General features: G+C 45.8%; 22 protein-coding genes, 1 tRNA gene and 2 rRNA genes. 22 read left to right on the forward strand and 3 right to left on the reverse strand.

The features are described 5' to 3' along the window. From AACW75_RS06905 to AACW75_RS06990, 18 genes are all read left to right on the forward strand, one after another. A 23S ribosomal RNA gene (locus AACW75_RS06905) occupies positions 1–99 on the forward strand; the annotation flags it as partial. Positions 100–229: 130 nt separating this feature from the next. Continuing rightward, positions 230–345, forward strand: a 5S ribosomal RNA gene (rrf, locus tag AACW75_RS06910). A gap of 104 nt (positions 346–449) precedes the next feature. Then, positions 450–540 (forward strand) — tRNA-Ser (locus tag AACW75_RS06915). Between the two features lie 811 nt (positions 541–1,351). Then, positions 1,352–1,699, forward strand: a complete 348-nt coding sequence (locus AACW75_RS06920; protein WP_237297696.1) for a hypothetical protein — start codon at positions 1,352–1,354, stop codon at positions 1,697–1,699. A 464-nt stretch (positions 1,700–2,163) separates the two neighbouring features. Next, on the forward strand, positions 2,164–2,976 hold the full coding sequence (gene phnC / locus AACW75_RS06925; RefSeq protein WP_145571020.1) for a phosphonate ABC transporter ATP-binding protein: 813 nt from the start codon (positions 2,164–2,166) through the stop codon (positions 2,974–2,976). Positions 2,977–2,993: 17 nt separating this feature from the next. Beyond that, positions 2,994–3,989 (forward strand): phosphonate ABC transporter substrate-binding protein, encoded by a 996-nt coding sequence (gene phnD / locus AACW75_RS06930; RefSeq protein WP_145571022.1) that lies wholly within the window; start codon positions 2,994–2,996, stop codon positions 3,987–3,989. A gap of 49 nt (positions 3,990–4,038) precedes the next feature. After that, complete coding sequence (phnE, locus tag AACW75_RS06935; RefSeq protein ID WP_017076534.1) at positions 4,039–4,827, forward strand: phosphonate ABC transporter, permease protein PhnE; 789 nt, start codon at positions 4,039–4,041, stop codon at positions 4,825–4,827. A 68-nt stretch (positions 4,828–4,895) separates the two neighbouring features. Further along, a complete protein-coding gene (phnF, locus tag AACW75_RS06940) occupies positions 4,896–5,591 on the forward strand; it encodes a phosphonate metabolism transcriptional regulator PhnF (protein ID WP_145571024.1) in 696 nt (231 codons plus the stop codon). Further along, positions 5,592–6,038 (forward strand): phosphonate C-P lyase system protein PhnG, encoded by a 447-nt coding sequence (gene phnG, locus AACW75_RS06945; protein ID WP_145571026.1) that lies wholly within the window; start codon positions 5,592–5,594, stop codon positions 6,036–6,038. Positions 6,039–6,120: 82 nt separating this feature from the next. After that, positions 6,121–6,741, forward strand: coding sequence for a phosphonate C-P lyase system protein PhnH (phnH, locus tag AACW75_RS06950; protein ID WP_054548437.1), 621 nt, complete (start codon positions 6,121–6,123; stop codon positions 6,739–6,741). Beyond that, positions 6,726–7,847 carry a carbon-phosphorus lyase complex subunit PhnI gene (locus AACW75_RS06955; protein WP_145571027.1) on the forward strand — a complete coding sequence of 374 codons (1,122 nt, stop codon included), beginning with the start codon at positions 6,726–6,728 and terminating at the stop codon, positions 7,845–7,847. Before phnH ends, AACW75_RS06955 begins: the two co-directional genes overlap by 16 nt. Then, positions 7,844–8,824, forward strand: a complete 981-nt coding sequence (locus AACW75_RS06960) for an alpha-D-ribose 1-methylphosphonate 5-phosphate C-P-lyase PhnJ (protein ID WP_017076539.1) — start codon at positions 7,844–7,846, stop codon at positions 8,822–8,824. Before AACW75_RS06955 ends, AACW75_RS06960 begins: the two co-directional genes overlap by 4 nt. Continuing rightward, a complete protein-coding gene (gene phnK / locus AACW75_RS06965) occupies positions 8,821–9,648 on the forward strand; it encodes a phosphonate C-P lyase system protein PhnK (protein ID WP_186437200.1) in 828 nt (275 codons plus the stop codon). Before AACW75_RS06960 ends, phnK begins: the two co-directional genes overlap by 4 nt. Positions 9,649–9,657: 9 nt before the next feature. Continuing rightward, positions 9,658–10,383: a phosphonate C-P lyase system protein PhnL gene (gene phnL, locus AACW75_RS06970; RefSeq protein WP_017076541.1), complete on the forward strand. Its 726-nt coding sequence runs from the start codon at positions 9,658–9,660 to the stop codon at positions 10,381–10,383. A gap of 15 nt (positions 10,384–10,398) precedes the next feature. Continuing rightward, positions 10,399–11,532 carry an alpha-D-ribose 1-methylphosphonate 5-triphosphate diphosphatase gene (phnM, locus tag AACW75_RS06975; RefSeq protein WP_145571029.1) on the forward strand — a complete coding sequence of 378 codons (1,134 nt, stop codon included), beginning with the start codon at positions 10,399–10,401 and terminating at the stop codon, positions 11,530–11,532. Between the two features lie 3 nt (positions 11,533–11,535). Next, positions 11,536–12,192, forward strand: a complete 657-nt coding sequence (gene phnN, locus AACW75_RS06980) for a ribose 1,5-bisphosphokinase (protein WP_145571031.1) — start codon at positions 11,536–11,538, stop codon at positions 12,190–12,192. Then, a complete protein-coding gene (gene phnP / locus AACW75_RS06985; protein ID WP_145571033.1) occupies positions 12,189–12,956 on the forward strand; it encodes a phosphonate metabolism protein PhnP in 768 nt (255 codons plus the stop codon). Before phnN ends, phnP begins: the two co-directional genes overlap by 4 nt. Continuing rightward, positions 12,953–13,594, forward strand: coding sequence for a DapH/DapD/GlmU-related protein (locus AACW75_RS06990; RefSeq protein WP_145571035.1), 642 nt, complete (start codon positions 12,953–12,955; stop codon positions 13,592–13,594). The genes phnP and AACW75_RS06990 overlap by 4 nt, the downstream gene beginning before the upstream one ends. A 109-nt stretch (positions 13,595–13,703) precedes the next feature. On the opposite strand, the gene AACW75_RS06995 is transcribed toward AACW75_RS06990, so the two are convergent. Then, on the reverse strand, positions 13,704–15,038 hold the full coding sequence (locus AACW75_RS06995) for an MATE family efflux transporter (protein WP_145571037.1): 1,335 nt from the start codon (positions 15,036–15,038) through the stop codon (positions 13,704–13,706). A 322-nt stretch (positions 15,039–15,360) separates the two neighbouring features. Here AACW75_RS06995 and AACW75_RS07000 point away from each other — a divergent pair, with 322 nt between their 5' ends. Beyond that, complete coding sequence (locus AACW75_RS07000; protein WP_145571039.1) at positions 15,361–16,476, forward strand: hypothetical protein; 1,116 nt, start codon at positions 15,361–15,363, stop codon at positions 16,474–16,476. 59 nt (positions 16,477–16,535) lie between these two features. Here the strand turns inward: AACW75_RS07000 and AACW75_RS07005 are convergent, their stop codons facing one another. Beyond that, on the reverse strand, positions 16,536–17,555 hold the full coding sequence (locus AACW75_RS07005) for a helix-turn-helix domain-containing protein (protein ID WP_145571041.1): 1,020 nt from the start codon (positions 17,553–17,555) through the stop codon (positions 16,536–16,538). Between the two features lie 93 nt (positions 17,556–17,648). Here AACW75_RS07005 and AACW75_RS07010 point away from each other — a divergent pair, with 93 nt between their 5' ends. Both AACW75_RS07010 and AACW75_RS07015 read left to right on the forward strand, forming a co-directional pair. Beyond that, positions 17,649–19,019, forward strand: coding sequence for a serine hydrolase domain-containing protein (locus AACW75_RS07010; RefSeq protein ID WP_237297697.1), 1,371 nt, complete (start codon positions 17,649–17,651; stop codon positions 19,017–19,019). 66 nt (positions 19,020–19,085) lie between these two features. Next, complete coding sequence (locus AACW75_RS07015) at positions 19,086–19,877, forward strand: hypothetical protein (RefSeq protein WP_145571045.1); 792 nt, start codon at positions 19,086–19,088, stop codon at positions 19,875–19,877. Positions 19,878–19,959: 82 nt separating this feature from the next. On the opposite strand, the gene ppsA is transcribed toward AACW75_RS07015, so the two are convergent. Beyond that, positions 19,960–22,332 (reverse strand): phosphoenolpyruvate synthase, encoded by a 2,373-nt coding sequence (ppsA, locus tag AACW75_RS07020; protein ID WP_017076551.1) that lies wholly within the window; start codon positions 22,330–22,332, stop codon positions 19,960–19,962. 178 nt (positions 22,333–22,510) lie between these two features. Here ppsA and ppsR point away from each other — a divergent pair, with 178 nt between their 5' ends. After that, entirely contained in the window at positions 22,511–23,344 is an 834-nt protein-coding gene (ppsR, locus tag AACW75_RS07025; protein ID WP_017076552.1) for a posphoenolpyruvate synthetase regulatory kinase/phosphorylase PpsR, read from the forward strand. The last annotated feature ends 61 nt before the right edge of the window (positions 23,345–23,405 follow it).

Raw genomic sequence — 23,405 nt, forward strand, 5'->3', positions numbered from 1 at the left:
CTAAAGGGTTGTCGTAGACTACGACGTTGATAGGCAGGGTGTGTAAGTGCTGCGAGGCATTGAGCTAACCTGTACTAATTGCCCGTGAGGCTTAACCATACAACACCCAAGGGGTTTTGTGGACTCAAAGACAGACCTTGAATGCGTTTGAAGAGAAATACTTTTAAATAAGCTTTCCAGATTATTTTGCCTTCAGTTTTTAAAAAACTGAAAGTAAAAGCAAAATTTGCTTGGCGACCATAGCATTGTGGACCCACCTGATTCCATGCCGAACTCAGAAGTGAAACACAATAGCGCCGATGGTAGTGTGGGGTTTCCCCATGTGAGAGTAGGACATCGCCAGGCTCCTATTTATTTTCACTTTTTAAAAAGTGAAGACAAAAGGTATCGTTATTTGCATAGCAAGTAACAACTTCAACAGTGCACGAATCTGTTGATGACAATTTGCTGGAGGGATGGCTGAGTGGTCGAAAGCACCGGTCTTGAAAACCGGCAACCGTTAATAGCGGTTCTAGGGTTCAAATCCCTATCCCTCCACCACCATTGAAAAGCCCGTTGAGAAATCAGCGGGCTTTTTTTCGTCTAAAGAAAACTAACTTAGTTTATTAGCACATCTAATCGATACCCTAAATTAATATCTTTATTTCATCTCGAATTACTCCACACTCCAATAATAAAACAAACTTTCATTTAACCTTCTTAAAATTATCATGTTGTTAAGTTAACTTGATGAGATAAGGTAGCTTTTACTATAATTGTATTTAAATAATTCGAATTTTCTAGAAGTGTGGATTTATAAACAAAGCGGTTTGGGGTTTAGCGCTCGGTCAGACGTTGCTCTGGTGTTGTCTCTATTATGTTTTTCCGGCGCTACTTCTAAATTGTGAGCAAGTGCACGACTGGAGTCGTTATGAATTCATATTGGGGTTAACCTTGGCAGTGGGTGTATCTGATATTGCGGCCTTGGCTTCTGGGTATCTAATTGACAAAGGTTATGGTGGATTGCCTTTATGAACCTTGCTTTGCCTTTCTGACCCGAAATTTGAGAACGAAAGCCAAACGTGCGATCACTATGATCACCTTGGTGACAGGCTTTGCGATCACCATCTGTTTTCCAACGGTTCACTACTTCACGCAGCATTGTAGCCCAGTGGTACATTGCAGATTTTTGCTGGGGCAGCTCTGTTTGTCGCCGCGCCATAGCTGTTGATTAACACCAAATCGCTTGCTCGGCTTCGTGTGCCCTCTAACAATGGGGCTGACTCAAAACTGCCTCCCAAAGTATCAAGGTCTTCAACTACTTGTTTAAGCTCTGCTTCTTACCTGTTTAATCTAATGTTTTCGTTTCTCCATGATCGCGCTTAACCATGGTGTGGTGTTAAACCATCTTTTGCCATTGTTGGATGAGTGTAATGTTTCAGATGACTTAGCGATATTGGTGATCTCTTTGATAGGGCCTGTGCAGGTAGCTGGACGTATGATGTGGCTGTTGGTTGATAAACACTGGTCGATCGAGTGGATCACCGTTGCGTGCTTTATGAGTATCTGCTGTGCGACTTTGTGTTTGATTCTATCTGAGAATATTCTGTATCTCGTGTTCGTTTTTGTGCTCTTGCAAGGTTCGGCTTATGGTGTGATGAGTATTGTGAAGCCGCTGACGACTCGTGAGGTTATGGGCGAGGTTAACTGGGCGCTGTGAAGTATCTTTGTTAGTGCAGTTGTTGGTTTTATCTCGATAGTCACTGTATCAAGGCTTCATCTAGCTCGAACTCAATCGTGTTTATCGTAGACATAGATTGTGTTGAGGCGGTATTCACATCGCTTTGAAATTAAACACTTAATGATATCGAGCACTCCTTTATGGGGTGCTTTTTTTTATGTGAATTTAGCAGCTATTGGAGGTGTGTATCTATTGAGCAGAGAACACTGAGGAGTTGCCATTTTAATTGAGCTTTTCATTGTCAAATTACTGTGAATTACGTCTGTATATAAGTTGATATTTCCCATCAAATCTCTCCTTATTTTGGTATTAAAAACAGCGAGTTAAGCTTGTCTAGATAAGTTAGCTAACCGCTTGAAATATTACATTTCTGCAAATAAACCGACACGTAACCTTAATAATTAGACGTCAAAGTGGCCTTAAATCAAACAGGGACATTGACGATGAATAACATCATTGAAGTTAAGACGGTCAACAAAACATTCGGTTCGAACAAGGCTCTGAATGGCATCAATTTGACGATTACAAGCCGCAAGATGACGGCACTATTAGGCCCATCGGGTTCTGGTAAATCTACGCTGCTTCGTCATTTAAGTGGCCTGATCATCGGAGATAAAAACACGGATTCTCAAATTAACGTGCTTGGTCAAACGGTGCAGGCGAATGGTAAGGCGGACTGCAATGTTCGGAACATCCGTGCGCAAGCGGGTTACATCTTCCAACAATTCAATCTCGTAAACCGCTTATCTGTGATGACCAATGTACTGATTGGCGCACTGAGCTCAACACCTAAGTGGCGCACTCTTACGGGTATTTTTACGGTTGAACAACAACAAGAAGCGCTTGAAGCACTGCGTCGAGTTGGTATGGAAGATTTCGCAAGTCAACGTGTTGGCAATTTATCTGGTGGTCAACAACAACGTGTCGCTATCGCACGCGCATTGATGCAGAAAGCCAAAATCATTTTTGCTGACGAGCCTATCGCTTCGCTTGATCCTGAATCAGCACGCATCGTGATGGAGTTGCTTACGGACATTAATGAGAAGGAAGGCATTCCTGTCATCGTCACGCTTCACCAAGTCGACCACGCCCTTAAGTATTGCGAAAACATTATCGCGCTGAAAGACGGCCAAGTGTTCTACGAAGGAAAGAGTGCGGAACTGACTAAGCCTCAGCTTGAAGACCTATACCGTTCTAAAAAATCGATAAACACACCATACATCCAATCTAACGACGTGCTCGCTACGTCTTTTTAAATATCAGGGAAATCAAGATGTTTCATTCAATGAAATCAGGGATTAAGAAGGCTGTCACGTTGGCAACTGTGTTGATGACGACGCTCACCGCCGGTCACGTTGTTGCAAAAGATTCGATCAACTTCGGCATTATCGCGACCGATGCACAACAAAACTTGCGTAGCCGTTGGGAGCCTCTTCTGGATGACCTAGGTAAAGCGTTAGGCATGCCAGTAAAGGCTTATTTCGCACCTGATTACGCAGGCATCATTCAAGCACAGCGTTTTGGTAAGGTCGATTTTGCTTACTACGGAAACAAGGCGGCGATGGAAGCCGTTGATCGTGCTGACGCAGAAGTCTTCGCTCGATACATAGATGAAGAGGGCTTACAGGGTTATTACAGCTTACTCATTGTGAATGCCAAAAATGACAACATCAACACGCTTGAAGACGTGATCGAGCAGCGCGAAACATTAAAATTAGGTAATGGCGATCCTAACTCTACGTCGGGTTTCCTTGTGCCGAATTTCGAAGCGTTCGCCAGCAATGGTATTTCTGCCAATGACTTTCACCGCAACGTAACCGCAAGCCATGGTGCCAACGTGATGGCTGTCGCGAACAACCAAGTGGACGTCGCAACCAATCACACCATGAGTCTTATCCGCATCGAAGAGCAAAACCCTGAGTTGTTTAACAAGCTGAAAGTGGTTTGGAAATCAGAGCTTATCCCATCAGACGTGATTACCTACCGTAAAGATTTAGATGAAGACTTGAAGCAAAAAGCACGTGATTTCTTCGTGAGTTACGGCCAAGAGCCTGAACAGCTTGAAAACCTGCATCAATTGGCTTGGTCTGGCTTTGCTGCTACCGACAACAACCAACTATTGCCTATTCGCCAAATGGAAGCGTTCAAAAAGCTGGTTGACGCTGAAAACAACAGCAACCTAAGCGAGAAAGACAGATCCATACGCATGGCGCAATACCAAGCAGAAATCGACCAGCTGCAAACGGAAATTGATGCGCTGAAAGGCTAATCCTATCCCCTGCGCCGCTTTGGGCGGCGCAATAAAAGAGTAAAGAACAATGACTGCAACAACTCAAAGTTATGTACCTTCATCAAAGCTGTCGATCAAAAACGGTGTGATTGCTGTGATAGCCCTACTGGTCCTTAGCTGGGCGTGGCAAGGCGCAGAAATGGCACCAATGATGTTCTTTGAACACCCAGAGAACATGGTTCAGCTAGGCAAAGATTTCTTCCCCGCAGATTTCAGTGAAAGCAACGTGTACCTCAGTGAAATGCTGGTGACGATTCAAGTGGGTATTTGGGGAACCGTGCTATCGATTCTGTTAGCGATTCCATTTGGCATTTTGAGTGCTGAGAACTTGATGCCGAGCTGGGTGACATTTCCAATCCGTCGATTAATGGATTGTTTACGCGCTATAAATGAAATGGTGTTTGCGATGCTGTTTGTCGTGGTTGTCGGATTAGGACCGTTTGCTGGTGTGATGGCGCTGTTTATTCATACAACAGGTGTGCTTGCCAAGCTATTTGCTGAAGCCATTGAAGCGATTGAACCCGGCCCGATGGAAGGCGTGAAAGCGACAGGCGCAAACCCAATCGAAGTGATTCTTTACGGCGTGATTCCACAGGTGATGCCGCTTTGGATTTCGTACTCACTGTACCGCTTAGAGTCGAATATTCGCTCGGCAACGGTTGTGGGTATGGTTGGTGCAGGCGGTATTGGCGTGCTGCTTTGGCAATCTATCTCAGGTTTCCAACTGCAACAAACCGCAGCAATCATGTCGATTGTTATCGTGACGGTGAGCGTTATCGACTTCGTTTCTCAAATCATCCGTAAGAAGTTTATCTAGGCATCTTAGATGTCTATTTATCTGAACTTATCTAGATAAGTGATTGAACTTTAGGAAAGGAAACTCTTATGCCCGTTTACTTAGATATTGCCTCAGAGCTTGAAAAGGAAGTGAAAGATCGCTTTGTACCGGGTGACTACTTACCTCCGGAATCCAAATTGGCTGAGCGCTTCGCCGTGAATCGTCACACGCTTCGTCGCGCTGTTGATGAACTGGTGTCTACGGGCTTGATTCAACGTCATCAAGGTAAAGGCAACATGGTAATTCGTCAGCCAAGTGACTATCGACTTCACTCCGGTGCGCATTTCACCAAGAACCTGATTGAGCAAGGTGCGATGCCAAGATGTGAAGTGCTTCAATCTCGTCTTATCAATGTATCACCCAAGATTTCGGGCTACTTGAAAGTGGCGGAGGGAAACAAGGTCATCCACATCCGTACCCTGCGAAAAACGGGAGATACACCGAGAACCATCATCGACCATTACCTACCGAATCTGGAGTGGTGGCCGATTATCAAGAACTTCACCAACGGTTCTTTGCACCAATTTATTCAGCGTGGTTTGGAGATTGATTTAGAGCGAAAAGAGACTCGGGTGGGCGCGAAAATCCCAACCAATGAAGAGTGTCGTTTATTGCAAATCAGTACCAGTACACCGCTACTCAAAATTAAAACCACCAACGTAATTAAAGGCACTCAAGTAATAGCGGAATTCTCAAGTTCCAATACCCGTGCCGACGCAACCGAAATAGTAATGGAGCACTAAATGACAGCTTTGAAAGAGCGAAAAAAGTGGATGTCAGTACTCGCGCAGAGCCAGTTCTCAGAATTGAAAACGCGCTGGGAAGCATTAGGGCTAGAAGCGAAGTACGCCATGGTTCGCGAACCGGAGATTGGGTTAGCACAAGTCCGTGCGCGTATGGGATCAACGGGTCGTCAGTTCAATATGGGTGATGTCACGATTACTCGCGCCGTAATCAAGCTAACAAGTGGAGAACTTGGTTACAGCTACTTACAGGGGCGAAGCAAGCCTCATGCAGAGCTAGCCGCTGTTGTCGATGCCTTAATGCAAAACGGGCAACAAGCCGAAGTGATTAATACGCAAGTTATTGAACCTTTGGCTGCGATGAAACATGAACGAGACAGTCAACGTCGCCAAGAAGTGGCGTCAAGCAAAGTGGACTTTTTTACCATGGTTCGCGGAGAAGATTAGGCTCGCGGTGAAGACTAGGTACGAAGAACCACATGTCATTCAAGAATAAGATTAACGAATTAAACAGGTTAGAACGAATTCAATGAGTATGATTTCTCCTGCATTTCAAGATGCAGTTCATGACAGCCAGCAGTGTTTTCGATTACTGCTGAAGGCAATGTCTGAACCCGGCACCGTCGTAACGCTAAACCGCTGTGAAGGCTTTGGTTCAATGATGAGCGCAGCGGCTCAAACACTACTTTCAATGGCGGATAACGCAACGCCAATTTGGCTATCTGAGACATTAAAGGCCGATCACGCGGTGACTGAAAACATCAAATTCCACGTTGGCGCACCGATTGTAGAACAGACTCAACAAGCGAGCTTTGCTGCGATTTCAGCACAAGATCTACAGGAGATTGATTGGTCAGAACTGACATTCAATCTCGGCAATGAAGAGTACCCAGATACCTCAACAACGTTTGTGATTGAGGTCGATAGCTTAACGTCTGGAACTGAGCTGTCGCTGAGTGGCCCTGGAATCCAAAGTGAACAAGCTGCGTTTTTTAACGGTTTACCGATTGGCTTTATTGCTCATCTTAAAGAGCGTCAATCACTGGTGAAGTTTCCATTAGGTGTCGACTTTATCTTTGTAGCGGACCAGCAAGTGCTGTGTCTGCCTCGAACAACCAAAGTGGAGGCAACAACATGTACGTTGCTGTAAAGGGTGGAGAAAAGGCCATTAGTCTGGCGCATCAACTGCAAGCGAAGAAGCGTCGTGGTAATCCTGAATTGCTAGAATTGAGTGTTGAACAGATTCAAGAGCAGCTGTCAGGTTCGGTAGACCGAGTGATGACGGAAGGCGGAATTTATGACAAACAACTCGCGGCATTAGCCATCAAACAAGCCGCGGGTGATTTGGTTGAAGCTATCTTCTTGTTGCGCGCTTATCGCACCACGTTACCTCGCCTGATAACTGCGCAACCCGTAGACACGAGCGCAATGCGAATTGAGCGTCGTATTTCGGCAACCTATAAAGACTTACCGGGCGGCCAGATCTTAGGTCCAACCTACGATTACACGCATCGCTTGTTGGATTTCAGTCTGCTTGCTGAGGGTGAAACACCGCAGATCCCAACTCAATATGTGACTGACACTGAACCTTGTCCTCAGGTGCTGGGCATTCTTGAAAACCTCGACATGATGTTGACCGAAGAAGACGATCAGCAAGTACCAGAAGACATCACCATGAATCCGGTGAATTACCCGTGTAACCGCAGTGCACGCCTACAAAACTTGGTTCGCGGCGATGAAGGTTTCTTATTGGCACTGAGTTACTCAACCCAACGTGGCTATGGTCGTAACCACCCATTCGCAGGCGAGATTCGTACCGGCTTTTCGACACTATCTATTGAACCGGAAGAACTGGGTTTTAGCATCGACATCGGTGAGATTGAGCTGACCGAGTGTCAGATGGTCAACGGCTTTGTTGGCAATAAACAGCAGAAAGCCAAACTGACCCGAGGCTACGGCTTAACGTTCGGTGCGACTGAACGTAAAGCAATGTCGATGGCGTTGGTTGACCGTTCTTTGCAAGGCGCAGAATACGATGAGCCTGTCGATGGCCCAGCTCAAGATGAAGAGTTTGTGCTTTCTCACTCAGACAACGTAGAAGCCGCAGGCTTTGTATCTCACCTTAAACTTCCTCACTACGTCGATTTCCAAGCAGAACTGGAACTGCTTAGAAAAATGCATAAAGAGCACGATGAATTGATGGCTCAGCCAGGTAATGACGAACAAGGTAATGATGTACAAGGAGGTCAGTCATGAACACAGCAACGCTTAATGCACCGATACGTAACTCTTCAGCGACAGTCAATACTGAAGAAACAGCATCTCAGAACCGAGCCGGTGCGACGGGTTACAACTACGGCTACCTTGATGAGCAAACCAAGCGAATGATTCGTCGTGCGTTGCTTAAAGCGGTTTCCATTCCGGGTTATCAAGTTCCATTTGGTGGTCGCGAAATGCCAATGCCTTACGGTTGGGGAACGGGTGGTGTGCAGGTCACCGCTGCAATAATCGGCCAACCAGACACGTTAAAAGTGATCGACCAAGGCGCGGACGACACAACCAATGCAGTGTCGATTCGTGAGTTCTTCAAGTTCATCGCCAGTGCAAATACGACTGAAAAAACGACGGAAGCGAGCATTATTCAGACACGTCACCGTATTCCTGAAGTTGATCTTCAAGAAGATCAGATCTTGGTGTATCAGGTGCCGATCCCAGAGCCGCTGCGCTTTATTGAACCTCGTGAAACTGAGACTCGTAAAATGCATGCGCTGCAAGAGTACGGAATCATGCACGTCAAACTGTATGAAGACATCGCTCGTTTTGGCCACATCTCAACGGCTTACGCTTACCCAGTGCGAGTAAACGATCGCTACATCATGGATCCATCGCCAATTCCTAAATTCGATAATCCAAAAATGGACAACATGGCAGCATTGCAACTGTTTGGTGCGGGTCGTGAAAAGCGTATTTACGCCGTACCTCCTTACACCAAGGTTCAAAGTCTAGATTTTGAAGATCACCCATTCGAGATTCAACAATGGGACGAACCATGTGCGATTTGTGGTTCGACGAATACCTTCCTTGATGAAGTCGTTATGGATGACCAAGGCTCACATATGTTTGTTTGTTCAGATACGGATTACTGCCGTGAGCAACAAGATAGCAGTCAACAACTTGATGGCAATCAGTTTGTTCATAACGAGATAGGCCGTAAAGAGGAGAACAACGCATGAACGCGGTGACGAACATGAAACACGAATGGAAACAGTCAGAGCAGCCTCTGTTGTCTGTCTCTAATCTCACTAAGCTTTATGCGCCGGGTAAGGGCTTTCAGAACGTATCTTTCGACCTTTTCCCCGGAGAAGTGTTGGGCATTGTGGGTGAATCGGGATCGGGTAAAAGTACCTTATTGAAGTCGATTTCTGGCCGTCAAACACCAGACAGCGGTGAAGTGATCTACCTGCGTGGTGACGCGGATAAGCAAATCTCACAACTGGAAGACTTGTACCAAATGGCAGAAAGCCAACGTCGCCATTTACTGCGTACAGAGTGGGGCGTGGTGCATCAACATCCAATGGATGGCTTACGCGGCCGAGTGTCGGCAGGCGGGAACATTGGTGAGCGCCTAATGGCAGTTGGCGAACGTAACTATGGCGAAATTCGAGAGAAATCTGCGAAATGGTTGGGTGATGTGGAGATCCCAACGGATCGAATGGATGACATGCCTACAACTTTCTCTGGCGGTATGCAGCAGAGATTACAGATCGCCCGCAATCTGGTGACGCACCCCAAGTTGATCTTCATGGATGAGCCAACTGGCGGTTTGGATGTGTCGGTACAAGCCAAGTTGCTCGATCTTCTTCGCCGCTTAGTCACAGAGCTTGAATTGGCCGTGGTGATCGTAACTCACGATCTTGCTGTAGCTCGTTTGCTTGCACATCGACTAATGGTAATGCGCCGCAGTGAAGTAGTCGAAAGCGGCCTGACCGATCAAGTGCTTGATGATCCTCAACATCCATACACACAACTGCTGGTTTCTTCTGTACTGCAGAATTAGGACGATGACATGAATACCAAATTAACCGTAAACAACGTTAGTAAAACCTTTGTGCTGCACAATCAAAATGGTGTTGAACTGCCAGTTCTCACTGGCGCGAACTTCTCAGTAGACAGTGGTGAATGTGTGGTTTTACACGGTCATTCAGGTTCAGGCAAATCAACGCTGTTGCGCGCGCTATATGCCAACTACCTAGTGGACTCTGGCTCGATCAACGTTGTACACCAAGGCAACACGCTAGACGTTGCGAAAGCAACACCAAGAGAAATCATCAACGTGCGTAAACACACCATAGGTTGGGTAAGCCAGTTCTTGCGTGTGATTCCACGTATTAGCGCGCTGGAAGTGGTGATGCAACCAATGGTGGAAATGGGTGGCTGCGCGCAAGAGGCAGAAGAGAGAGCTAAGTTACTGCTGACTCGCCTAAATGTACCTGAACACTTGTGGCACTTAGCACCTGCAACTTTTTCTGGTGGTGAACAGCAGCGTGTGAACATCGCACGTGGTTTTATTGTTGATTACCCAATCCTACTGCTTGATGAGCCAACGGCATCGCTTGATGCAACCAACAGTGCGGTGGTCGTAAGTTTGATTGAAGAAGCCAAAGCAGGCGGCGCTGCAATCATCGGTATCTTCCATGACGAAGCAACACGAGATCTGGTCGCTGACCGACTGTATGACGTGAAACTACAAAAAGACATTTCATCAAAACAACTCACCACAGCGTGTGCGTAAAGGGAGCTGACGCAAATGATTATTACCAACGTAAATCTAGTGCTTGAAAACGAAGTTGTGCGTGGCTCTGTTGAGCTGCGAGACGGCGTGATTGCCAACATGTCTGACTCGACGAGCCAACTTCCTAGTGCCTTTGATGGTGAGAATGGCTTTCTAATGCCGGGTTTAATTGAGCTGCATACCGATAACCTTGAGAAGTACTTCACGCCAAGACCCAAGGTAAACTGGCCACCGCTTTCGGCAATGAGCGCTCATGATACTCAGCTGATTGGATCCGGTATCACCACGGTGCTTGATGCGGTTGCTTTGGGTGACTACCGAGATGGCAATCGCCAAGAGAATCTCGACCAGTTTATTAATACCGTGGCTGAGAGCCAGAAGCGTGGTCTAACCCGAGCCGAGCACCGTATTCACTTGCGTTGCGAAGTGCCGCACTCAACCACGGTTGGTTTGTTTGAGCGTTACGTCAACATGCCAGAAGTGCAGTTAGTCTCCGTAATGGATCACGCGCCGGGTCAGCGCCAGTTTGTTAACCTAGATAAGTATCGAACTTACTATCAAGGCAAGTACAACATGACGGATGCTGAAATGGCGGTGTACGAAAAAGACCAAATTGCTCAGTCAGAACGTTGGTCGAAACAGAATCGTGATGAGATTTGTCGTCAGTGCCGAGAGTTGAACATTCCAACGGCAAGTCATGATGATGCAACTAGCGCGCATGTGACGGAATCTAAAGAGTTGGGTATGGTCATCGCAGAGTTCCCAACCACAGTTGAGGCAGCGCAGCGCTCTCACGAATTAGGATTGAAGGTAATGATGGGTGCGCCAAACGTGATTCGTGGCGGTTCGCACTCGGGTAATGTCGCAGCGCATGAACTGGCGTCTTTGGGCGTGTTGGATATTTTGTCTTCCGATTATTACCCAGTGAGCTTGTTAGACGCGGTATTTACGCTAGTGAATGATGAGCGCAACAACCTCGATGTAGCACAAGCGGTGCAATTGGCGACATTGAACCCTGCACAAGCTCTAGGCTTAACTGACCGTGGTGTAATAGCAGAAGGTAAGCGTGCCGATCTGGTATTAGCGCATCGTTTGGATGATCACCAGCTCGTATCTCGTGTGTGGCGGGAAGGCAAGAAGGTATTCTAATCCATGTCTAAAAGTTACTCATTTGATGTGAATGGGGTGGTGAACGCTACCCCTAAAGCTGACAAACCGGGCCAGCTTTATTACGTAATTGGTCCTTCTGGGGCAGGGAAAGATTCGATTATATCGGCTCTACGAGAACAGTTCGTCAAAGATTTAGTGGTTGCTCATCGCTACATTACACGTGCGGCCGATGCTGGTGGCGAAAATCATGTCGAGCTCAGTGACGATGAATTCTTTATTCGCTACTCACGCAATATGTTTGCAATGAGTTGGCAGGCACATGGCATGAGCTACGGCATTGGCCAAGAGGTTCACCAATGGATGGATGCGGGCTTAAGTGTCGTGGTCAATGGTTCGCGTGCGTATTTAGATGCCGCCAGAGACTTATTTGGCGAGCGGTTAGTCTCCGTTGTCGTGAGCGTTAAGCCTGAGGTGTTAGAAGCCCGCTTACGAGCCCGCGGACGAGAAAATGAAGCTGAGATTGCCCTTCGATTGCAACGTGCGGCTGACTATTGTGTGGATTCTGCATCAGGCTCATCGGCTCTCAATAATACGCTGTGTATTGATAACAGTGGCACGCTTGAACAGAGCATTGCGCAGTTTGCTCGTTTAAAAGAGCAAGCTGAAAGGCTCGCAGAACCAGCAGGCGGTGTCGTATGAAATTTACCATGTTAGGCACAGCCAACAGCGCGATGGTGCCAGTTTACGGGTGTGATTGTTCGGTGTGTGTTTCTGCCTTTGAAGACCCAAACTTAAGACGAGAAAAGTCATCAGCGTTCCTTGAACATAATGGAAAGTTTCTGCTGTTGGATGCTAATGCGCCTGATCTTATGCGCCGATTCCCCGCAGGATCGATTGATCAGATCTTATTGACTCATTACCACATGGATCATGTTCAGAGTTTGTTTGATCTCCGATGGGGTGCAGGCGATAAGATCTCGGTGATTTCTCCTGATGATCCGCTTGGCTGTGATGATCTTTATAAGCATCCGGGTATCTTAGATTTTTCCATACGAGCACAGGCGTTCAAGCCTTTTGATTGGCAGGGAATAATAGTAACGCCATTACCCCTCAATCACTCTAAACTTTGCCTTGGTTATTGCTTTGAACTTGATGGCAAGCGATTGGCCTATTTAACCGACACGATAGGGCTGCCAAAGCAAACCGAACGTTGGCTGAAAGAGTTTCCCGTTGATTGGTTAATCACGGACTGTAACTCCCCACCAATTGAAGACCCTCAAGTTCGAGCCAGTCTAAACCACAACGATTTCCACCATATATTAGATATTGATGAAACCTGTCGTCCGAAGAACCTTGGTTTGATTCATGTCAGCCACCACATGCTTGGCTGGGCAGCACAACACCCACAAGCCTTTTCGCAGCGATTGCGCATTCTCAACGATGGCGAGGAGATAACCCTATGAGCCAACCTCTTTCCCCAACCTTAAACAGCGAACCGAGCGTTGCTCAAAGCAGTAAGCTGCATAACGTCGAATTAGGACGTTGGACCGAAATCGCTGACCGTTGCGTGCTAAATAACGTGAAAGTCGGAGACTACAGCTACATACAAAATGACTGTAACCTGATGTTTACCGAAATAGGTAAGTTCACATCAATCGCCGCATCGGTTCGCCTAAATCCGAGCAATCACCCGTGGTGGCGTCCAACGCTGCATCACTTCACTTATCGCCCTGGAAAGTATCAGCTAGGTGAAGACCCTTCATTACTGGATGATGAGGTGTTCTCGTGGCGTGAAGAAGACAAAGTACACGTTGGACATGATGTGTGGATTGGTCACGGTGTGATTGTGCTTCCGGGTATTACCATCGGCAATGGCTCGATCGTCGGAGCGGGGAGTGTGGTCACGAAAGACGTGCCGCCATACTCGATTGTGGTTGGCAACCCAGCCAAGGTACTGCGCCCTCGCTTTGATGATCCTAGTTACGTCGAGCGATTAGAAAGCCTTGAGTGGTGGCATTGGGGTGATGAAAAACTGGCAGAAGCATTGCCACTTTTCCAAAAAGATTGCGGTGAGTTTTTGAGTCACTTTGAGCAAGCTTAAACTCGATGTTTTTTAAATCTGAAAACTAAAAAAGCAGCCTAAGTGGCTGCTTTTTCGTTTAATAATTTTCTGGCGGTTTAGTTGGTAAGCCGTTTAGTTCGCTAACTGGTTAATTAGCAAGCTTAGCCTCGACTTGCCCAAGTGCGCGTTGGTACATAAACCATGCACATGTTCCGGCAAGCACATTGCCGACCATAGCGCCCCAAAACAGGCCTTCAATACCAGCAAGCTGCGAACCAACCCATAAGCAAGGTAAGAAGAAAGCGAACAGGCGTAGCGCTGAAATCGTTAATGCGGTGTAAGACTTGCCTAATGCGTTCGAGACAGAAACCATTAACATACAGATTCCCAGTGGCCCTAAGCTAATAGGCACGATCAGTAAGTGATAGTTCAAAATCGTTGAGACTTCGCTTTCACTGGTCATTAGGTTTGCCAGCCCGCCTGAAAACAACCAAGTCACTAACGCTATCACCAACTGGAAACCCAATACGAACATCACTGCAATCTTAACGAGCTTGCGTATGTTTTCGAGGTTGTTCTCTCCTAACATGCGGCCAATCATTGGAGGCATCGACATAGTCAGTGCTAACACGGCAACAATGGAGAAAAACTCAAAACGAGAACCCAAAGCCCAAGCTGCAACGGCTGCAGTCCCATAGCCAGCAAGTAGCTTGGTGGCGAACATTGATGAAACGGGTGGTAGCAATTGACTGATCATGGCAGGTCCCATGATGTTACCGATTGAACGAACACTTTTGCTGATGTCGAGATCGTGCCAGTCGAATGTCATCCAATGCTTTTTCGTAACTTTTGGAGCAACGATAAAGATACCCGCACCGAACGCCAAAATGGTCGCAATGGCTGCCCCATTGATGCCCATGTCGAAAGTGAAGATGAAAATCGGGTCCAATATCAAGTTGATGATACTGGTCGCGATCATCATTGATCCGGGCAGCATGGTATTACCATTGGCACGACACACACTGTAGAAAAAGTAGAGCAGCGCACCTGTCCAAGAGCTGACTAGCCAATAGATCCAATAAGAATCAATGATCGGCAATACCGTCGGTGGCGCATCCAACAACTGTAAAATTGGCCCACGCAGCAGATAGATGATGACAGAGAAAAGCGCGACACTCACGCTGCCCATCGCAATCACTAATCCACCAAGCTGCTTAGCGTAGCGCGTTTCATTCGCGCCAATGGCTCTAGCGATTACCGCGGTCGTCGCGATACCCAGCCCGACCTGAATACCAATGATGATCATCTGTATTGGAAGCGTGAAACCTTGAACAGCCAGCGGTAGTACGCCCAGTTGGCCAATAAAAGCACTGTCTACAAGCTGAAAGCTCATTAGGGAGAGTACCCCAAACAGCATTGGCCATGTCATTGTATAGAGTTGTCGGCCAAGAGAAGGCGAGGGAGTTGCGGTAGTAGAATTCATAACACTCTTATCGGTCTTGAAGTTAGGCTTGTTGTGGTGACAAACCTCTCAATGAAGAATTGCGTAAAGGATAACGTAAGGTCAGCTCGATACCAATAATTGTTACCGGATCTAAGCATATTACTTAACGTCGAATTTGGCGGTGTTGGCGCATTGTGTGCTGTCACTTTAGGGAAGCATCTCTCAAACCTTATTTATTTTATAGGGTTATCGTTGTTGGCTAATGTAATTATCAAATCCATAAACTAATATCGTTGGAGAGAAAAGGAATTGCGAGTTAGCAAGCACAGTTTTAACTGCATATTGGAGAAGGAACCTAAATATGCCGACCACAGAAGAAATTCAGATCAGCCAAGAACAAGTTAGAAAGAACAAGGCGAAGGTACTCGCCAAGATAAACCAACAAGGCATCATGTCTCAGGGCTTTCGCTTGGTTAACGTCAAAGACTATCAACAGAAGTTACAAGCATTGAAACAAAAGGTCGAAAACTTCGATTACATGAATGCCGCTAACAAGCAGCAGGATCAAGTCATTCTCGACATCATGACTCAGAAGGAAAAGATCCATAACTATCTGGATGAATCATCCAGTCAGAAGTTAGCGAACGGTAACCTAGATTTTGGTTCTCGAAATCAAGTCGCGAATGCCACGCTCAAGAAAAAACAGTTGTTTCTGATGTTTATGGAGACAGTTGAAGCGCAAGAGGCTCTAAAAGAATATGCAGTTAAAGTGGCCTCTGTATGTAATGGAACTGTAAAACAGCCTCCGGGCGCTTACCTAGGGGTGAAAGATTTTCATGGTGCGCTAGACAAAATTACCAATCGTAAGCGTAACTATGATATTGGTGATCTGAAAGACGCGGCGCGTATGACGATAGTGTTTGAAACCTCGCAAGATATGGTCGCTGCAAAATCCATTATCGCCTTGTCGACAGAGTTCGATAAATTAAAGCACCATCAATCAGCAATGAAAGATCGTTACGGAACCAGTAAGGGGCAAAACGCTAAATTCAACTGTGGGGCGACAGACGCAGGTTATAAGGATATAAAGTTCTTCCTAGAGATGGAGAACGGACATATTGGTGAGCTTCAACTTAACACCAAGAATATGATGGTAGCCAAAAAGAATGGCCATATTATTTACGATATTCTACGTGACGGCGGGACGTTAGATAAGCCTTTCACTATTACTAATACGGAAGTCTTAGCAAAAGTGTCTCGGAATATGAATGAAAAATGGTTCAATTTCATGAATACCCGAGTTCCAAAAGCGAGAGAAGATATTGCAAAAGTTCGACTGTTGGTAGACCGTCTGAATGGTAACCTTACAAAAGGCATAAACTCTTTGCTCGTTAACTTAGACGATATCAAAACACTTTCTGCCGTTAGTATATATATCTATGAGCAGGGCGATAACGCTAGGGCTTTACTTGATTAAGTAGCCGAGTCGTTGTGGTTATTCATCGCATAGAAAATCCGGACATAAAGCCGGATTTTTTACGTTAGAGCATGATGGGATGTTTCTTGCCTTTCTGCTGATTTTTGGAGAGAGTGGCTGCGCCTGTACTCTGGCGCTGTGATGCCAACCCAACCTTTGAAAGCACGATTAAAGTTGCTCAAATCACTGTAGCCAACTTGCCAGCTGATCTCTTGCACCGAAAGATCTGTTTCTTCGAGCAACTGTTTGGCTTTCTCTTCTCGAACCTGTTCTTTGGCTTTTTTAAAGAAGATATTTTCACTCTTTAGATTTCGTTGCAGTGTTCGTTTTGTCATTCCCAACATGGTTGCAAACCACTCTATGTTAAACCAAGGCAAAATTGCGTAGGTCTGGATTAACGTTTCGACTGACTGGTACCAATTTAATTCGCTGTCTTGCTCTGTTACTGCACGATAGTCATCAGGTAATGGAATCGTAATCGCCCCATATTGTTGTTCAAACTGAATATCAGAATTAAAGAAGTGTTTAGGTAATTTACGAGCCTTGTTGTTTGTAGAAACAAGCTTAGCGTGTGATGGCTGCCATCTGCTGTCTATAAATTTACGGCATAAGCTAATTACAGTAAGGGATCTAAACCACTCGGATTGTTCAAAACCAGATGTAGATGGGTGATAACAACTTCGATGGCATAACCACCACAAGCCGTCTCTATACTCAGTCCATATAGTGACGTGATTGTTCAAATTAGGCATTTCGGCGATCAAACAACGAATGGCCTGCTCTAACGATGTGCATTTCTCTATTTCACGGCTCAGTTGTGGTGACAGTTGTTCCAGAGACGTTTTACGACCGACCTCAATCCCTATCGAATAACCAAATTGACGCTCAAGTCCATGAATGAAGCGAATCAAATCTTGCGTAGGAAGCCACTGATTAGATTGTGTTAGCTCAAGTGGCAAACCACATTCTATAGCGACACCGCGCCAATCAAGTGCTTCTTTATCGCAATACGCAATGTATGGGGCAATATTACTGGTAGAGCTCAATAGTATGTTAGTGGTGCGCGATGATGCTTTCATTGTTGTTAGTGCTTACCTATAAATGTCACCAAATGACCTAATTAAGTGTAGCGTAACTCAATATACTTTTCCCAACCCAAAGAGGAGAAGAATATGAAACTTACACCCATTGCCCTAATTATTTCATCACTCACGATTTCATCGCTTGCTGTGTCATCGACTGTATTTGCAGAAAACCCAGTAGAAGCCGCGCTTAAGATTGAAGGCGCGCAGGTTACTCTACCTATGAAAGATGCTCACCAATCTTTTACTCCTGACTTCGTTGATTCTGCCCGCGAAAACTTCAATAACTTCCATTGGCAAATGGGTGGAGACCACAGTGTTTACTACAACATGCACATGAGTGAATTCATGCCGACCGCTTTTGCCGCTCCTAATGTTGAATATAAGCCACTGGTTAAAAATATCGATTCACGTCTTGCTAAATTAACGGTAAACACCGAAACCAAAGGTGAGCTGACGATGGAGCAATACCTAGCGGATGAGCAGTTCCGAACTCAAGGTTTCATGTTAATTCACAAAGGGGAAATTGTTTATCAGGCCTACCCAGGCATGAGCCCAACAGACACCCATGTTTGGGCGTCAACAGCGAAAACGACGGTAGGCGCAGTAGTCGCAATGTTGGTTGAAGAAGGTAAAGTCGATCCTGAACAAGATATTACTTATTACATCCCTGAGTTAAAAGGGAGTAATTGGGAAGATATCACTGTCCATCAAGTGCTCAACATGTCGACTGCGTTAGACAACGAAGAAACGCTTGAATCGATATTGAATCCGGACTCTGACGTAGTACGTTTCTTTGCTGCGTCATTCAATTCACCAAGAGCAAAAACCGGTGAGATGGAAACATGGATGAATGTTGCAAAAGGTGCTCAGAAACTGGAGGGCGAGAAAGCAGGTGATCATTTCCGCTATGCCTCAATCAATACCATGGTTTTGACCAAGCTAGTAGAAAACATTGAAAACAAGACTTGGACCGAAGTCTTTGAAGATCGTGTTTGGTCTAAGGTACATGCCCGTCAGCCTATGCAGTTTAACCTAACGCCAGATGGAATGGCGATTGCCGTCGGTTTGGTTTCGACAACAGTAGAAGATATGGCGCGCTGGGGCACTCTGTTTACGCCAAGCTGGAAAGCGGTGGCGGATGAGCCTGTCATCTCTCAAGCCGTGATTGATCGTATTCGCAATAGCGGCGATCCAAAAACCTTTGTCGGCACTAGCAAAGAGAGCGGTTCAGTTCATGCTTTTAACGAAAAGGCCGACTACAACGCTTATCAATTCGACTATATCTTCAATGACGGTGCGATGTCGAAAAGTGGCAACCTTGGCCAGTTTATTTATATCGATCCAGATCGTGATTTTGTAGGCGTGATGTTCTCAACCAACCCATACCATTCAGGTTTTGGTGAGAATAAAGGCCCGGCACTAATGCGTTCAGCAGCAAAACTACTTGCTGACAAGTAATCTATTTATTACCTAACAGGATGTTCCAGGCTTCAAGGAGGAAGCAAACGACTTTCGAGAGATATAATGAAAAAGTTTGCTCTATTAATCCCGTTGAGTTTAGGTCTAGCCCTTCCTGCACATGCAGGTTCAGATTCCGAACGTGTTATCGATCCTGCTGATGTCACTAAAGTTTATACTCAAGCTGCATTGATGTTGAATGGTAGTTCAGATATCCAATTTCAAGGGCAAGTTTCTGGCGGTTTAGAAAACGGTCAACAGTTTGCCCTACTGGCTGAAGGGACGTTTGTCGATGAAAGCAACACAGCGCTTCGCGATCCAGATAAATTCGGTACAGAGTATAGCAACTCTAGAATCCAGTACTTCCACGTCTTTGAAACGGGGACTAAAGCTACGCCTAAAGTGGGTCTTTCATTAGATTATATTAATACGCGCAACAGCATTAAAAATGACTTATTGTCGGTTGGCGGTGTTGTTGCGATTAACCCTGCTTATACCGGTGGATTTCTTGTATTTCCAAGAGCAGGGTTGATGACAGGTAGCATGGAGATCCCTGGTGTTACTTCATCTAAAGATGATTTAACGGGATACTCGCTTGGTTTGATTACCGCGAAGCATCTCGGTGACTCTGGCGCCTATGTGTCTTTAGTACCTGAGTGGCAGGATCTGTCTGGTGATGATATCGACATGCAAAACTTCTCATTTAAAACATCGTTAAATGTGCCGATGAACACTGCAAGAACTTGGTGGTTGAATACGCGTTATGACATTACCAAGGCGGATGTTGATGTGAAAGGTGTGTCAATGCCGAATGGTTGGCAGACCGAAGCTTGGGTAGGCGTTAGATACTACTTCTAGCGATCTCGCCAGCTAATTAGCAAAGAACCTAAAAAAGCCAGTCATCGTGACTGGCTTTTGTTGTTAAGGTACGCGTGAAGCGTTACTTATTGGCGACGTTACCAAGCTTCAACCATGTGTCGATAACCGTATCTGGGTTTAAAGAAACAGAGCTGATGCCTTGTTCCATCAACCACTCAGCTAGGTCGTCATGGTCAGATGGGCCTTGGCCACAAATACCTACGTATTTACCCGCTTTAGCTGCTGCGTCAATCGCCATTTTCAACATCGCTTTAACCGCAGGGTTACGCTCGTCGAATAAGTGCGCAACATCGCCTGAATCTCGGTCTAGGCCAAGTGTCAGCTGTGTCATGTCGTTTGAACCGATAGAGAAACCATCGAAGTACTTCAAGAACTCATCAGCCAAAATCGCATTGGATGGAAGCTCACACATCATGATGACTTTCAGACCTTGGTCGCCACGACGCAGGTTAAACTTAGCCAGAATGTCGATAACCGATGCCGCTTCGCTTGGTGTACGAACGAATGGAATCATGATTTCAACGTTCTTCAGTCCCATCTCGTTACGAACGCGTTTCAGCGCTTGAGTTTCAAGCTCGAAACAGTCTTCAAAGACTGGAGAGATGTAACGAGATGCACCACGGAAGCCCAGCATTGGATTCTCTTCATGTGGTTCAAACGTTTTACCGCCAACAAGGTTACTGTACTCGTTCGACTTAAAGTCAGACATACGTACGATTACACGCTTAGGCCAGAATGCAGAAGCGATGGTCGCGATGCCTTCCGTTAGCTTGCTTACGTAAAAATCGATTGGATCTTTGTAACCACGAATGCGTTGGTTGATTTCTGCTTTGATCTCATCCGTTTGCTCATCGAAGTTCAGCAGAGCTTTAGGGTGAATACCGATCATCTTGTTGATGATGAATTCAAGACGAGCAAGGCCAACACCTTCGTTCGGGATTTGAGCGAAGTCGAAGGCACGATCTGGGTTACCCACGTTCATCATTACTTTGGTTGGCAGCATTGGTAGCTCATCAACCTCAGAACGCTTGATCTCAAAGTCGAGTTCACCTTGATAAACGTAGCCAGTTTCGCCTTCAGAGCATGATATGGTCACGATATCACCATCGTTCAGACTACTTGTTGCTGTCCCACAACCTACTATTGCAGGAATACCTAGCTCACGAGCAATGATCGCCGCGTGACAAGTGCGGCCGCCACGGTTAGTCACAATCGCAGAGGCTTTCTTCATCACAGGTTCCCAGTCTGGGTCTGTCATGTCTGTTACCAGTACATCACCTTCTTGAACCAATGACATTTGGTCTAGAGAGTCAACTAAACGAACCGGTCCAGAACCGATACGTTGACCGATAGCACGGCCTTCAACCAAGACATCCGCCTTGTTGTTCAGCTCGTAACGCTCGATAACGTTTTGGTCGCTTTGAGAACAGACTGTTTCAGGACGAGCTTGAACGATGTAAAGCTTGCCGTCGATACCATCTTTTGCCCACTCGATGTCCATCGGACGTTGGTAGTGCTTCTCGATGATCATCGCTTGTTTTGCTAGCTCTTTGATCTCTTCATCGTTCAGTGAGAACTCGTTACGTTCTTGAGTATCCGTGTCGATGATATCAACTTGTTTACCGATCTCTTGGTTGGTTGAGTAGATCATCTTGATCAACTTAGAACCAAACGTCTTTTTAACGATAGGGTAGTGACCCGCTTCTAGCATTGGCTTGTGGACGTAGAACTCGTCTGGGTTCACAGCGCCTTGTACAACCATTTCACCTAGGCCCCAAGAAGAGGTGATGAACACCACTTGGTCGAAGCCTGACTCAGTATCAAGCGTGAACATAACGCCTGAAGAAGCTTTGTCTGAGCGAACCATACGCTGGATGCCCGCAGACAATGAAATGCCTCGGTGGTCAAAGCCTTGGTGTACTCGGTAAGAGATAGCGCGGTCGTTAAACAGAGAAGCGAATACGTGTTTAGTCGCTTCGATAACCGCATCGATGCCTTTCACGTTAAGGAAGGTTTCTTGTTGGCCTGCAAAAGAAGCATCTGGAAGGTCTTCTGCCGTTGCAGACGAACGAACCGCAACAGACAATTCTTCGTTGCCTTCAATCAGTTCGCGGTAGTTATCACGGATATCTTGCTCTAGTGATTCTGGGAATGGTGCGTCTAGAACCCATTGTCGAATTGTTGCACCTGTCTTACGCAGTGCGTCAACGTCTTCAACATCAAGCTCATCAAGGAGTTGGTGAATGCGCTCATCAAGACCTTTGTAGTCAAGAAAGTTGTTAAACGCATAAGATGTGGTAGCAAAACCATTAGGTACTGATACGCCAGCGTTGGCTAGGTTAGAAACCATTTCGCCAAGTGAAGCATTCTTACCGCCGACTTTGTCGACATCTTCCATGGAAAGGCCATTGAACCATAGGGTGTTATTTTGCATTTATTTCTCCAGAAACATAGCAAGCATTGTAGGGATTTAAAGGCAAACGATTACGTATCAGTTTAAAAAAATGTAAATTATTTTCAAAAGCTGTGGGGGACGTAATAGTCAGCAGGGTTTTGTTATATATATTATGGTTACCATCCTACTCAAAATAATTTTAAATATTAAATAAAAAATGCAAATTGATATTCAAAGTCGTGATGTATTCTATGTTTCTGATGGAACGGCCATAACATGTGAGACTTTAGGGCATGTTGTTCTAGGTCAATTCCCTTTCAAAGCTAATGAAAAAACCTTTCCGTTTGTGGAAAGTGAGGACAAACTTTCTGATTTATTAAAAGAGATCGAAATTTCGTATCGTGATACCGGGTTAGAACCGTTGGTGTTTTTTTCGATTGTGATTCCCGATATCAAAGCGAAATTGCTTAAGGCACCAGCTCACTGTTATGACGTGTTGGAGAGTATCGTTCAAAAGGTTCAGGATGATATCCAGATGGCACCGGTTCCTAAGCTACAGCGATCACGCAGTGTGAATAAGGATTCGGTAAAGTATTTCGATCGTATTGCCGCGATTGAGTACACGCTGGCTCATGATGATGGCATCACGCTGAAAGGGCTAGAAGAAGCCGATATCATTTTGCTTGGTGTTTCTCGAAGCGGTAAAACACCGACTAGCTTGTATATGGCGATGCAGTTTGGTTTACGCGTGGCGAACTACCCATTTATTCATGATGATTTAGCGCGCTTGAAACTGTTGCCAGAGTTTGAGATTTATCGACATAAGCTGTTTGGCTTAACCATTGATGCCGAAAGGTTGACTGAAATTCGTGAGAATCGTTTAGCAGGCAGTGAGTACGCGAGTGACTCGCAATGCTTGTATGAGTTACAAACGGTAGAGGCGATGTTCCGCCGAGAAGCGATACCTTACATCAACACGTCCTCGTTATCGGTTGAGGAAATTTCGACGAGAATCTTGGAGCGTACAGGGTTGAGAAGACGCTTGCTCTGATAAAGGGGATTGAACCTTTAAAGAAACGAGAATCTCATTCGGTGAGATTCTCGTTTTTATT

It is taken from the genome of Vibrio sp. L3-7 (genome assembly GCF_963898195.1).
Classification (GTDB): Bacteria; Pseudomonadota; Gammaproteobacteria; order Enterobacterales; family Vibrionaceae; genus Vibrio; species Vibrio echinoideorum.